The organism is Methylibium sp., from assembly GCF_965279545.1.
GTDB lineage: Bacteria > Pseudomonadota > Gammaproteobacteria > Burkholderiales > Burkholderiaceae_C > Methylibium.
This window is the reverse complement of sequence record NZ_OZ257250.1, coordinates 698,196-710,903: the sequence shown is the minus strand read 5'-3', so window position 1 is coordinate 710,903 and position 12,708 is coordinate 698,196. Positions and strand designations below refer to the sequence as shown.

Annotated in this window: 13 protein-coding genes and 1 pseudogene; 7 read left to right on the top strand and 7 right to left on the bottom strand. The window is 72.4% G+C overall.

The features are described 5' to 3' along the window. Positions 1-107: 107 nt before the first annotated feature. The 7 genes from ACQY9S_RS03360 (at position 108) to ACQY9S_RS03330 (ending at position 6,626) form a co-directional block, all read left to right on the top strand. Positions 108-878, top strand: a complete 771-nt coding sequence (locus ACQY9S_RS03360) for a class I SAM-dependent methyltransferase (protein ID WP_428423157.1) — start codon at positions 108-110, stop codon at positions 876-878. A gap of 10 nt (positions 879-888) precedes the next feature. Further along, positions 889-2,235, top strand: a complete 1,347-nt coding sequence (locus tag ACQY9S_RS03355) for an NAD(P)/FAD-dependent oxidoreductase (protein ID WP_428423156.1) — start codon at positions 889-891, stop codon at positions 2,233-2,235. After that, positions 2,232-3,260, top strand: coding sequence for a hypothetical protein (locus ACQY9S_RS03350; RefSeq protein ID WP_428423155.1), 1,029 nt, complete (start codon positions 2,232-2,234; stop codon positions 3,258-3,260). Before ACQY9S_RS03355 ends, ACQY9S_RS03350 begins: the two co-directional genes overlap by 4 nt. After that, on the top strand, positions 3,257-4,090 hold the full coding sequence (locus ACQY9S_RS03345; protein WP_428423154.1) for a MipA/OmpV family protein: 834 nt from the start codon (positions 3,257-3,259) through the stop codon (positions 4,088-4,090). Before ACQY9S_RS03350 ends, ACQY9S_RS03345 begins: the two co-directional genes overlap by 4 nt. Further along, entirely contained in the window at positions 4,087-4,848 is a 762-nt protein-coding gene (locus ACQY9S_RS03340; RefSeq protein ID WP_428423153.1) for a lysophospholipid acyltransferase family protein, read from the top strand. Before ACQY9S_RS03345 ends, ACQY9S_RS03340 begins: the two co-directional genes overlap by 4 nt. Next, positions 4,845-5,618: a glycosyltransferase family 2 protein gene (locus ACQY9S_RS03335; RefSeq protein ID WP_428423152.1), complete on the top strand. Its 774-nt coding sequence runs from the start codon at positions 4,845-4,847 to the stop codon at positions 5,616-5,618. The genes ACQY9S_RS03340 and ACQY9S_RS03335 overlap by 4 nt, the downstream gene beginning before the upstream one ends. Before the next feature lie 111 nt (positions 5,619-5,729). Next, entirely contained in the window at positions 5,730-6,626 is an 897-nt protein-coding gene (locus tag ACQY9S_RS03330; RefSeq protein WP_428423151.1) for a hypothetical protein, read from the top strand. A gap of 506 nt (positions 6,627-7,132) precedes the next feature. Here ACQY9S_RS03330 and ACQY9S_RS03325 read toward each other — a convergent pair. The 7 genes and pseudogenes from ACQY9S_RS03325 to ACQY9S_RS03295 form a co-directional block, all read right to left on the bottom strand. Next, on the bottom strand, positions 7,133-8,074 hold the full coding sequence (locus ACQY9S_RS03325) for a cation:proton antiporter (RefSeq protein WP_428423150.1): 942 nt from the start codon (positions 8,072-8,074) through the stop codon (positions 7,133-7,135). Positions 8,075-8,138: 64 nt separating this feature from the next. Continuing rightward, positions 8,139-8,312 (bottom strand): annotated as a pseudogene (locus ACQY9S_RS03320) (cation:proton antiporter); the annotation flags it as partial. A 131-nt stretch (positions 8,313-8,443) separates the two neighbouring features. After that, positions 8,444-9,175, bottom strand: coding sequence for a 3-oxoacyl-ACP reductase FabG (fabG, locus tag ACQY9S_RS03315; RefSeq protein WP_428423149.1), 732 nt, complete (start codon positions 9,173-9,175; stop codon positions 8,444-8,446). A gap of 22 nt (positions 9,176-9,197) precedes the next feature. After that, complete coding sequence (locus ACQY9S_RS03310; RefSeq protein WP_428423148.1) at positions 9,198-9,677, bottom strand: hydroxymyristoyl-ACP dehydratase; 480 nt, start codon at positions 9,675-9,677, stop codon at positions 9,198-9,200. An 8-nt stretch (positions 9,678-9,685) separates the two neighbouring features. Beyond that, the gene (locus ACQY9S_RS03305) at positions 9,686-10,483 is read right to left on the bottom strand and encodes a beta-ketoacyl synthase chain length factor (RefSeq protein WP_428423147.1); all 798 of its coding nucleotides are present in this window, start codon (positions 10,481-10,483) and stop codon (positions 9,686-9,688) included. A 70-nt stretch (positions 10,484-10,553) separates the two neighbouring features. Then, the gene (locus tag ACQY9S_RS03300) at positions 10,554-11,738 is read right to left on the bottom strand and encodes a beta-ketoacyl-[acyl-carrier-protein] synthase family protein (protein ID WP_428423146.1); all 1,185 of its coding nucleotides are present in this window, start codon (positions 11,736-11,738) and stop codon (positions 10,554-10,556) included. Next, complete coding sequence (locus tag ACQY9S_RS03295) at positions 11,735-12,583, bottom strand: polysaccharide deacetylase family protein (RefSeq protein ID WP_428423145.1); 849 nt, start codon at positions 12,581-12,583, stop codon at positions 11,735-11,737. The genes ACQY9S_RS03300 and ACQY9S_RS03295 overlap by 4 nt, the downstream gene beginning before the upstream one ends. Between the last annotated feature and the right edge of the window lie 125 nt (positions 12,584-12,708).

The following is a 12,708-nucleotide window of genomic DNA, read 5'->3' as shown; positions in this document are numbered from 1 at the left end:
CGGCGGTGGCCCGGGGCCGCCCGGAGTGTCGCCGCCCTCCCCGGGCCGTGCACGGGATCGGTCATGTGGCGTGGGTCGGTCTGCCGGGGGCTTGCGATAATCACCGAATGCATGTCGACCCGCCCCCCACCAGCCCGCTCCGGGAGGCGCTGCCACCGCATGCACCGCTCAGCGCCTACTACGGCGACGAGGCCGATCACCAGCGCTTCCTGCGCCGCATTTTCGACGACACTGCGCCCGACTACGAGCGCATCGAACGCATTCTGGCGCTCGGCTCCGGCCCCTGGTACCGGCGCAGCGCACTGGCGCGCGCCGGCCTCGGCCCCGGTGCTCAGGTGCTCGACGTGGGCATCGGCACCGGCATGGTCGCGCGCGAGGCGCTGCGACTGATCGGCCCGCAGGGCCGCCTGGTCGGCGTCGACCCCAGCCCGGGCATGATGGGCGAAGTGCACCTGCCCGGCGTCGAGCTGCGGCGGGGCCGTGCCGAAGCCCTGCCCTGCGACGACGCCAGTGCCGATTTCCTGAGCCTGGGCTACGCGCTGCGCCACATCGCCGACGTGTCGGCCGCCTTCGCCGAATTCCACCGCACGCTGCGCCCCGGCGGCCGGGTGCTGCTGCTCGAGATCACGCGCCCCGTCGGCCGCCTGTCCACATCGCTGCTGCGAGGCTACATGCGCGCGGTGGTGCCGCTGATCGCGCGCGCGGTGGGGCGCCGCAGCGACACCGCCGAGCTGTGGCGCTACTACTGGGACACCATCGAGGCCTGCATCTCGCCGCAGGTCGTGATGGGCGCGCTGCGCACCGCGGGCTTCACCGAGGTGCACCGCCACCTCGAACTCGGCATCTTCTCCGAGTACACCGCCGTCAAACCTGCCTGAGCCCGCCCGCATGGACACCCCCTCCCCCACCGACCTGCCGGCCGCGTCCTGTGACGTGCTCGTGATCGGCGGCGGCCCCGCCGGATCGACGGTGGCCGCTCTGCTGGCGCAGCAGGGCCGCAGCGTGGTCCTGCTCGAGAAGGCGCACCACCCGCGCTTCCACATCGGCGAGTCGCTGCTGCCGGCCAACGTGGCGCTGTTCGAGCGGCTCGGCGTGCGCGAGCAGGTCGAGAAGATCGGCATGCCCAAGTGGGGCATCGAGTTCGTGTCGCCCGAGCACACGCACCGCAGCTACCTCGAATTCGCGGACCAGTGGGACAAGAGCCAGCCTTACGCCTGGCAGGTGCGGCGCTCGGAGCTCGACGAGCTGCTGTTCCGCCACGCCGCCACCTGCGGTGCCCGGGCGATCGAGGGCTGCCGCGTTCGCGACGTCAGCTTCGATGCCGACGGCGCCACCGTGCAGGCCTCTCAGGACGACGGCGCCAGGCGCAGCTGGCGCGCCCGCTTCGTCGTGGATGCGTCGGGACGCGACACCTTCATCGCCAACAAGCTGCGCTGCAAGCAGAAGAACCCCGCGCACAACAGCTCGGCGCTGTTCGGCCACTACACCGGTGCGCGCCGGCTGCCGGGCGTGAAGGAAGGCAACATCAGCATCATGTGGTTCGCCCACGGCTGGTTCTGGTTCATCCCGCTGGCCGACGGCAGCACCAGCGTCGGCGCCGTGTGCTGGCCCTACTACCTGAAGTCGCGCGACAAGCCCTTGAGGGAGTTCTTCGACGACACCATCGCGCTGTGCCCCGAGCTCGCCGACCGCCTGAAGGACGCCACGCTGGTCGGCGGCGACGTGCACGCCACCGGCAACTTCTCGTACTGCGCCAGCCACTGCAGTGGCGAGCGCTACCTGCTGCTCGGCGACGCCTTCACCTTCATCGACCCGATGTTCTCGTCGGGGGTCTACCTGGCGATGCACAGCGCCTTCGACGGCGCCGAGGTGGTGGCGACCTGCCTGGACCGCCCCGCCGAGGCCGCCGCTGCGCGCAAGCGCTTCGAGGCGACGATGCGCAAGGGCCCGCGCGAGTATTCATGGTTCATCTTCCGCGTCACCAACCCCACCATCCGCGAGATGTTCATGCACCCGGCAAACCCGCTGCGCGTGAAGGAGGCGCTGCTGTCGCTGCTGGCCGGCGACATCTACGGCCGCACGCCGATCTGGCCGTCGCTGTGGGCGATGAAGGGCATCTACTACATGATCTCGCTGCGCAGCCTGCGACGCACCATCGACGGCTGGCGCCGGCACCGCCGCAACATCCGGGACATGGGTCCGCTGCGCGGCGAGAACATCCTCGAGGCGCCGTGACGGTGCAGGCTGCCGTCTCGCCTCGCCTGAGCGTCCAGCGGCTCACGCGGTCGGAGTGGTCGATCCTCGCCGCCGGCGCGACGCCCCCGCTGGGGGCGCTCGGCTACGGCACGGGTGCCGCCCCCGGCCTGGCTTCGGTGGCCGCGCGCCCCCTGAGCGCGGCCGGCCCGCGCGTCGATGCCTGGTGCAGCCCGGCCCCGCTGGTCGATGCCGGCCGCTGTGGCAGCGTCCACTGGCGATACGACGGGCACTGGCTGTTCGGCTCGCTCGAGTTCGATGAAGCGCGCGAAGCCGAAGGCATGCAGGCGCTGGCCCAGCGCGCCTACCGCGACGTGTTCGACACGCTGGCGCGCACCGGCTGCGAGCACCTGCTGCGGCTGTGGAACTACCTGCCCGACATCAACGCCGACGGCGGCGGGCTGGAACGCTACCGGCAGTTCAACCTCGGCCGCCAGCAGGCCTTCTTCGACGCACAGCACCCGGCCTTCGAAGGCGCGCCGGCGGCCTGCGCGCTGGGCACGCAAGGCGGTCCGTTCTGCGTGCACTTCCTGGCCGGCCACACCCGGCCGCTGCAGGTGGAGAACCCGCGCCAGGTGTCGGCCTACCACTACCCGAGCGAGTACGGCCCGCGCAGTCCGAGCTTCTCGCGCGCCGCGGTGTTCGATGCCGGCGCGGGCCGGGTCGCGCTGCTGATCTCGGGCACCGCCAGCATCGTCGGCCACGCCAGCCTGCACGCCGGCGACGTGCAGGCGCAAACGCGCGAGACGCTGACCAACCTCGACGCGGTGCTGAGTGCGGCGCGCGCACGCAGCACCGCGCGCTTCGAGCTCGACCGGCTGGCGCTCACGGTCTACGTGCGCCGCGCCGGGGACGCGCCGGCGGTGCTGGCGCTGCTGGCTGCCGCGCTCGGCGAGAACGCCGCCGCGCTGCGCGACGCCGTGGTGCTGCAGGGCGACGTGTGCCGCAGCGAGCTGCTGGTCGAGATCGAGGCCCACGCCTTCGCGCCCGGCGAGGTGCGCGAGTGAGGCACCGGGCCCGCACCGCCTGCGCTGCCCTGCTGACCTGCACGTTCGCTGTGCCGGCCGCTGCACAGGCCGAGCGCCCTCTGTGGGAACTGGGGATCGGCGTTGCCGGCTTGCGCCTGCCGCACTACCGCGGCGCCGACCAGTCGCACAACTGGCTGCTGCCGCTGCCCTACGTCGTGTACCGCGGCGAGATCTTCAAGGCCGACCGCGAAGGAGCGCGGGCGGTGTTGTTCGAATCGGACCGGCTCGACTTCGACCTCAGCGCCGCCGCCAGCGCACCGACGCGCAGCGACGACAACGACGCGCGCCGCGGCATGAGCGACCTCGCACCGACGCTGGAACTGGGGCCCAACCTGAACTGGACCGCCGCACGCGGCCCCGGCTGGAAGCTGCAGCTGCGCACACCGGTGCGCGCCGCGCTGACGCTGGAGTCGCACCCGACGTCGATCGGCTGGACCGCCACACCCAACATCAGCGTCGATTTCGCCAACCTGCGCGGCTCGGGCTGGAACCTCGGCCTGATGAGCGGCCCGGTGTTCGGCAGCCGGCGCTTCAACGGCTACTTCTACGACGTGCCGCTGGCCAATGCGACAGCCGGCCGGCCGGCCTACCGCGCGGGTGGCGGCTACGCCGGCGCGCAGTTCACCACCGCGCTGTCGCGGCGCTTCGACACCACCTGGGTCGGCCTGTTCGCCCGCTACGACACACTGCAGGGCGCGCGCTTCGCCGCCAGCCCGCTGGTGCGCCAGCGCGACAACCTCTCGTTCGGGGTTGCCTTCAGCTGGGTGTTCGCGACCTCGTCGCAGAACGTCACCACCCCCGATCGATGAAGCGCCTGTTCACGCTGCCGCTGAGTCTGCTGCTGATCGCGCTGCTGCTGCTGCTCGGCGTGATGTCGCTGATCTGGAATTTCATCGCACTGGGGCTCTATCCGCTGCTGCCGCGCGAGCACGGCCTGGCGCTCGGGCGCGCCGGCATCACCTACGGCTACCGCCTGTTCTGGGCCATCGCTTCGGCCTGTGGCGTGCTCAAGCTCGATGCCCGCGCGCTCGACGCCCTGCGCGACGAGCCGGGGCTGATCTTCGTCGCCAACCACCCGAGCCTGCTCGATGCACTGATGCTGGTGGCGCGCCTGCCGAAGAGCGCCTGCATCATGAAGGCCGGGCTGATGCACAACCCCTTCCTCGGTGCCGGTGCGCGCCTCGCGCGTTACATCCGCAACGATTCGCCGCACGGCATGATCCGCCTCGCGGTGCAAGACCTGCAGCGCGGCGGCCAACTGGTGCTGTTCCCCGAAGGCACCCGCACCACGCACCGGCCGGTCAACCCCTTTCGCCCCGGCGTGACGTTGATCGCCAAGCTGGCTGCAGCGCCGATCCAGACCGTGTTCATCGACACCGAGTCGCCCTACCTCGGCAAGGGCTGGCCGATCTGGCGGCTGCCGCCGCTGCCGATCCGCTTCTCGGTGCGCCTGGGCGAACGCTTCGCGCCGCAGGACGACACCCACGCGCTGCTGGCCCGGCTCGAGGCCTGCTTCGCCGCCGGGGCCCGGCCTTCTCCCTCGGCCTCGCCCACCGCCTCGGCATGACGCCGTCCGCCAGCCACCTGGTGCTGATCCCGAGCTACGACACCGGGGCCAAGCTCTGCGACACGGTGCGCGAGGCGCGCGCGCAGTGGAGCCCGGTGTGGGTGGTCATCGACGGCAGCACCGACGGCAGCACCGAGGCCGTGCAGCGGCTGGCGGCGCAGGACGACGGCCTGCGCGTGTGGTTGCTGCCTCACAACCAGGGCAAGGGCGCCGCGGTGCTGCACGGCCTGCGCGCCGCGCAGGCGGCCGGCTACACCCACGCGCTGACGATGGACGCCGACGGCCAGCACCCGGCCGACCTGATTCCTGCATTCATGCAGGCCTCGCTCGCGCGGCCCGAGGCGATGATCCTCGGGCGCCCGGTGTTCGACGCCAGCGCGCCGCTGCTGCGCGTGCGCGGGCGCCGCATCTCCAACGCCTGGACCGACCTCGAAACGCTGGGGGCCGGCGTGGCCGACTCGCTGTACGGCTTTCGCGTCTACCCGATCGCCGAGCTGGCGGCGGTGATGGCGCGCCAGCGCTGGATGCGGCGCTTCGACTTCGACACCGAGGCCGTCGTGCGGCTCGCCTGGCGCGGCGTCAAGCCGATCAACCGCGACGCGCCCGTCAAGTACCTGCGCCCCGAGGAAGGCGGCGTCTCGCACTTCCGCTACGGCCGCGACAACCTGCTGCTGACCTGGATGCACACGCGGCTGATGCTCGAGTTCATGCTGCGGCTGCCGGCGCTGCTGCTGCGCAGGCTGCGGCGGCAGCCGCCGTTTCAGGCCTGAGCGAGAACCCTGGCGCAGGGGGCCCGCGCCGGCCGCGCCTGTTCAGTCGCCCTGCACTGCGTTACCGTCGCAGCGGCGTTTCCACCCCTCGATGGACAGGCACCTGCCACGATGAACCGACGACGACTGCTTCATGCCGGCCTCGCTGCGTTGCCCGTGCTGTCGGCCTGCACGGCCCCGCTGCCGCTGATGCTGGGGCCGCGCTCCAGTCCGGCCGCAGCCGCCTTGTTCCGTGACGCCTGCGAGGCCCACGGCCTCGCCGCGTTTCGCGCACTGCGCGACATCAACGTCAGCTACGCCGGCGAGTGGCGCGCACTGGTCGGGCGCCTGCAGCCGGCGCTGGTCGATGCCGGCTTTCGCGGCAGCTCGCAGGAGCGCCTGCTGCCGCCGCAGCGGCTGATCGCCCAGGCGCACAGCGGACCGAGCGGCCGCAAGCAGGTGCTGCGCCGCGCCGGCCGCGCGGCCGACCCGTCGCCGGGCGAGGTGCAGGTGTGGTTCAACGGCGAAGAGGCGCGCGATGCCGAGCGGCGCGACGCCGCGGCGCTGGTGGCCGACGGCTATGCGCTGTTCCTGTGCGGGCCACTGTGGCTCGCGGGACGTGATCTGGTGATGGACCGCGGCGGCACCGACGTGGTCGACGAGCGCCTGTGCGACCTGCTGTACGTCGAGCTGAAGCCGGGCCTGGGCTTCTCGGTGCTGGACCGGCTGGCGCTGTTCATCGACCGCGAGGACAGGTTGATGCGGCGTGTGCGCTTCAGCCTCGACGGTCTGGCGGCGACCCGGGGGGCAATTGCCGAGGTCGACACCTTCGACTTCATCCAGCGCCACGGCGTCCTGTGGCCCACGCGCTTCTACGAGCGGCTGCAGCGCCCGATCCCGCGCCTGCCGGTGCACGACTGGCGACTCACCGGGCTGGACGTGAACCGCGGCTACGGGGCCGAGGCCCTGTCGGGACCGGCGTTCAGCGGTGCTGCGCTGGCACCGGCGGCGGCGCTGCCCGCCGCCTGATACGGCATTGCAATCGAACGCATCAGATTGAAGCTTGCGCCAGGGCTTGTTGCGGTGTTCGGTGTCTTGTGCAGCAAGCTGACCGTCAAACGATGGCGCGGGCGCCGCGCCGGGTCGCTGTGTTGCGTTCATGTCCCCCGTGCCGGGCCTGTGGCCCAGCCCTCCTCCTTAACTTCACTCCACACAGCAACCCGTCCCAGCGCTGCCACCACCGCGGCCCGTCGGCGTTTGACGGCCTGTGCACGTGGCGATGCTGAGTGCTGGCGAGGGCGCCGGGTGAGCGGCGCAGCGAAGTAGAGGAGGAGGGGTCGGCCTCCAGGCCGGCACCGGGGGACATGAGCGGAGTCGCTCGCCCGGCGGCCTCGCCAGCACCGCGCGGTATCTGCACGCGGCCGGCCGGTGGACGCATCAAACCTCAGCCACCCACCCACGCGAACGGCTGCAACGAGCCGAACGGCACCGGATGATTTGATGCGGGTGAACGCGATCCGGCATCAGGCCGGGCTTCAGCGCTCGCTCGCGGACGCCAGCCCCTGCCGCAGGACGCTGGCCTGCGGCAGCCAGCGCCGCAGCAGCGGCGTCGTGATGACGGTGCTGAAGATCGCCATCAGCACCAGCATCGTGAACATCTCGCGGCCGATCACGCCGAGGTCGTAGCCGACGTTGACGATGATCAGCTCCATCAGCCCGCGCGTGTTCATCAGCACACCGACGATGCGCGCCTCGGCGGGCGCCAAGCCGGCGCGCCGCGCCGCCAGCCAGCACGCGCCGAACTTGCCGAGCGTGGCCAGCACGATCAGCAGCACACACCAGCCCCAGTCCGATGCGCTGCCGAGCGAACCGACATCGGTGCGCAGGCCGGTGTAGGTGAAGAAGATCGGCAGGAAGAACACGTTGACGAAGCTGCCGACCTTGTCGTTCCACGCACGCACGAAGCGCTGCTCCTGGTGCAGCAGCACACCCACCATGAAGCCGCCGAAGACGGCGAAGATGCCGAGCTGGTAGGTGGTCATGCCAGCCACGAAGATCGCCGCGATGACGCCGCCCATCAGCGTGGCCGGCAGCTGTTCGGCGCCGGCGTGCGCCAGCTGAGCGCGCGCGAAACGCGTCAGCAGCGGCCGCACACCCCACCAGCACAGCGCACCGAACAGCAGCACGCCGAGCGCGCGCAGTGCGAAGTTCCACGGCACGAGACCCGAGGTGCTGAGCGCGGTGACGACCGCCAGCAGCATCCAGCCGCACACGTCGCTGACCGCTGCCGCGCTGATCGCGATGACGCCCACCGGTCGGCGCGTGAGCTCGAACTCCATCATGATCCGCCCGAGCACCGGCATCGCCGTGATCGAGAAGGCGGTCGCCACGAACAGCGCGAAATTCAGGGGGCTCGACGCGCCGACCAGCGCCTGCGGCACCAGGGCGGCAAACAGCAGCCCTGGTGCAAAGGGCAAAGGGCGCCACCAACCCGGCCACCGACACCGCCACGACCGCGCGATGGTTGCGCCGCTCGCGCAGGTGCGCGAAGTCGAACTCGAGGTCGATCTGGAACATCAGCAGCAGCAACCCCACCTGCGACAGGATGTTCAGCGGTTGCGGCGGCACGGACCGGAACACCAGGTCGAACAGCCCGGGCGCCAGCAGGCCGAACAGCGACGGGCCGAGCAGGATGCCGACGAGGATCTCGCCCACCACCAGCGCCTGGCCGCAGCGCCGCGCCAGCGCCCCGCCGGCGCGCGCGGCCAGCACGATGAGGGCGAGCTACAGCAGCGTGAAGAACAGCAGCTGCTCGGTGGCGTGCATGCCCGGCGCCGGACCGCTCGTCACGCCATGCCTCCGTTGATGGAAATGATCTGCCCGGTGATGTAGCCGGCCGCCGGGCTGGCGAGGAAACCCGCCAGGTCCGCCACTTCCTGCGGTGTGCCGGCGCGCTGGCACGGCACCAGCTGCGCGATCGCCGCCGCATCGAAGGCGGCGTCGGCCATCGGCGACGCGATGATGCCCGGCGCGATCGCATTGACCGTGACGCCGCGGCTCGCGACCTCGAGCGACAAGGCCTTGGTGGCACTGTTGAGCGCCCCCTTGGCAGCGGCGTAGTTCACCTGGCCGCGGTTGCCGGTCAGCGCCGCGACCGAGGAGATGTTGATCACCCGGCCCCAGCGCGTGCGCAGCATCGGCAGCAGCAGCGGCTGGGTCACGTGGAAGAAGCCGTGCAGCGACACGTCGATCACGCGGTGCCACTGCTCGGCGCGCATGCCGGGGAACACCGCATCGTCGTGCACGCCGGCGTTGTTGACGATCACCTGCACCGGGCCGGCCTCGAGCAGGCGTTCGCAGGCGGCGCGCGAGGCCTCGGCGTCGGTCAGGTCGAACACGCAGCACTCGGCCCGGCCGCCGTCGGCGCGGATCGCCGCGGCGAGCTGCTCCACGGCCTGCGGCCGCGAGTTCGCCTGCAGCAGCAGCGAGGCGCCGTCGCGCGCGAGACGCCGGGCGATCGCGGTACCCAGTGCGCCGCTGGCGCCGGTCACGAGGGCGCGCTTGTGGTCGAGGCTCATGGCGTCCATCTCCGGTGGCGGATCACGACGCCGGGTGCCGCCCGGTCGGTGCGAGCGGCGTGTCGAGCACGACCGTCGCGCGCCCGTCGACCAGCAGCACGCCGCGCTCGTCGCTGACCTCGAAGCGGTAGAGCAGCTGCTTCGCCTCGCCGGCCAGCCGTTCGGCCCGGACCTGCAGCGCGCCGGCGATATGGTCGAGCCGTGGCACGGCCAGCCGCACGCTGCGCACGCTGGCCAGGTAGCCGGGCTCGGGCCCGGCCTCGGCGGGCGCGAGCAGCGCACCGTGCAGCGCCATCGCCTGCGCGGCGTACTCGATCGCACAGGGCGACAGCAGGCCGCCGGCGCTGCGCAGCGGGTTGTCGGCCTGCGTGTGGCTCACGGCCATGCAATGGATCTGCTGCGGCGACCATGACACCAGCCGCTCCAGCAGGCACATGCGGCCCTGGTGCGGGATGCGCCGGGCGATGCCGGCGTGGTCCAGGGTCGCCGGCGCTGTGCCCATGTGCCCCCTCATGGCCGGACCTCGACGGTGAACCCGTCCAGGCCCTCGATGCGCAGCGACGCCGGCGCGTGCCGCGCCAGCGCCTGCAGCAGCGGCAGGCTGCGTGCCGCGGGCACACCGAGGCGCAAGGCGTCGAGTGCGGCGTCGCCGCAGGCGCTCGGAGCCGTGCCGACATCGGCCGCGCGCAGCGTCAACTGCGCCAGCGACGCCGCCGCCGGCGCCACGTCGAGCAGCAAGGCCACACCGAAGGCGGCGCACAACGGCCGCACCGCGTGCAGCGGCTCCGGATACGGCACGTCGCCCGCCACCAGCAGCACCGGCCGGCGCGCGCTCACGCATTGCGCGACGGCCTCCAGCAGACCGGCGCCGAAGCTCGCATCGTGCGCGCACAGGCTGGTCGACGGGGCGCGGCTGGTGGTCGCGATGTGCCAGTAGCCGGCCACCGCGTTGTGCACCGAGTTCGTGAAGCGCGTCGGCGAGACCGCCCGCTCGGGCGCGGCCAGGGCCTCGCACAGCGCGCTGCAGTTGGCGGCGTCGCCGCTCGACGCGGTGAACACGGTCGCCAGCGTCTGCGTGTCGACGCCGGCCTGGGCGCAGGCCTGGTCGGCCACCGCCATCGACAGCCTGACGATGTCGCCGGCACGGCGGCGCTCGGCCGGCGGCAATCGGGCGGGCGCCACCAGCACCGTGGGCCGCGAGATCCAGGCGGCGAGGTCGCGCAACACGGCCTGTCCCGTGGTCCAGTCGGCCAGGCCGGGGCCCAGCAGGCCGATGCCGTGCACGCAGACGTTCAAGGCGGCCGTCATGCGAGCCTCCCGGCGCTGCGCGCGCACGCCGAGTGCACGAGGGCACGCGGCCACAGACGACACCCGGCGTTCATGCCGCCGCTCCGAACACCAGGCAGGCGTTCGAGCCGCCGAAGCCGAAGGAATTGCTCGCCACCAGCTTCAGCCGCGCCTCGCGCGTGGCGTCGAGGTAGTGGCTGCGCAGTGCCGGGTCGGGCGTGCGGCGATTCAAGCCACCGGGCATGAAGCCATGCTGCAGGGCCAGCAGGGCGATCGCCGCTTCGACGCCGCCGGCCGCGCCGAGCGTGTGGCCGGTCGCGCCCTTGGTCGAGCTGCAGGGCAACTGCTCGCCGAACACCGCGCGCACCGCCAGGTCCTCGGCGCTGTCGTTGTTCGGCGTCGCGGTGCCGTGCAGGTTCAGGTAGTCGATCTCGCCGGGGGCCACGCCGGCCTGCGCGAGCGCCGCCCGCATCGCGTCGGCGGCACCGGCGCCTTCGGGGTGCGGGCTGCTCATGTGGTGGCCGTCGCTGCTCTCGCCCACGCCGCGCAGCCAGGCCCGCGGCGCGCCGGCGTCGCGCTCCAGCAGCGCGAAGGCCGCCGCCTCGCCCAGCGACAGCCCGTGGCGCTGCGCGTCCCAGGGCCGGCAGATGTCGCCGGACAGCAGCTCCAGGGAATTGAAGCCGTACAGCGTGGTGAGGCACAGGCTGTCGACGCCGCCGACCACGGCCGCGTCGATCACGCCGAGCTCGATCAGCCGCGCGGCATTGCCGAACACCTTGGCGCTCGACGAGCAGGCGGTCGACACGGCGAAGAACGGCCCCTGCAGGCCGAGCGCGCGGCGTGCGAAGTCGACCACCGAGCAGGTGTTGTGTGTCTGCGCGTAGTGGAAATCGGCCGGCAGCGCGCCGCCGGCCGGCTCGCGGCGGCGGTAGGCCAGTTCGGTCTGCAGGATGCCCGAGGTGCTGGTGCCCAGGAAGACGCCGACGCGCTGCGGCCCGAAGCGCGCCCGCGCCCGCGCCACGCTCGCGGCAAAGCCGTCGGCCTGCAGCCCCAGCCACGCGAGCCGGTTGTTGCGGCAGTCGAAGTCGGCCAGCGCTGCGGGGAGGACCTGCGCATCGACGCCGTCGACCTCGCCGATCCAGGTGTCGAGCGTCACCGTCTCGAAGCGCTTGCGCGCCAGGCCGCTGCGGCCCGCGCGCAAGGCCGCCAGCGTCGCCGCGCGGCCGACGCCCAGTGCGCTGGCGAGCGTGTAGTCGGTGACGGCCAGGGGCTTCATGCCGCAGCCCCCGCCAGGGGGTCACGCGCCGGCAAGGCGTCGGCGAGCGTCACGCAGCGCAGCCCGGCCGCGCGGCATTGCGCCAGCAGCGCCGGCAGCACCTCCAGCAGCACCGGCTGCTCGGAGCGGGTCCGCGCCGCGTGGCCGTCGTGCAGCAGCAGGATGTCGCCGGCAGCCAGGCCACGGCTCAGACGCGCCAGCACGCGCTGCGGCGCGCGCTCGCGGGTGTCGAAACCACGCCGCGTCCAGCTCACCAGGTGCAGGCCGAGCCGGTGCAGCACCGGGTCGAGGAAAGGGTTGCGCAGGCCGGCCGGAGCCCGGAAGCAATGCGGCAGTCGGCCGGTGATATCGCCCAGCACCTGCTGGGCGCGCTCGATCTCCGCGGCATAGCCGCGCGGACCGAGCAGCGCGAAGTTGTGGCGGTGGACATGGCTGTGGTTCTGCACGCAGTGGCCGCGCGCGACGATCTCGCGCAGGAGTGCCGGCTGCGCGGCGGCGCGCGTCGCAATGCAAAAGAAGCTCGCCTTCGCACCGTGCCGCTCCAGCAGATCGAGCACGGCTGGCGTCACCTCGGGGTCCGGGCCGTCGTCGAGCGTCAGCGCGATCTCGCCCCGCGCGGCATTGGCGCCCGCCAAGCGCGTGACGTTGGGGCCGAGCAGGCTGCTGCGCGGCCACAGGCCGGCGGCGGTGAGCGCCACCTGGTTGGCCAGCACGCTGCCGAAAGCCCAGGGTGCAGCGCCGGGAATGGCGATCGCCGCACCAGCCGCCACCGCATGCAGGCCGAGGCTGGCACGCAGCAGCGGCGGCATCGGCCAGGCAGCGCTGGAAGAGGAGGCGTGGGACATCGGGGAAGCCGCCGCGGTGGCGGGGGCGCTGGCGGGTGACTGCAAGTGCAAATTTTCCCACAGCGCCGACGGGGCAGCGCCTGCCCTCGCCCCGGCCCTCTCCCGCCTTGCGGGAGAGAGAGAAG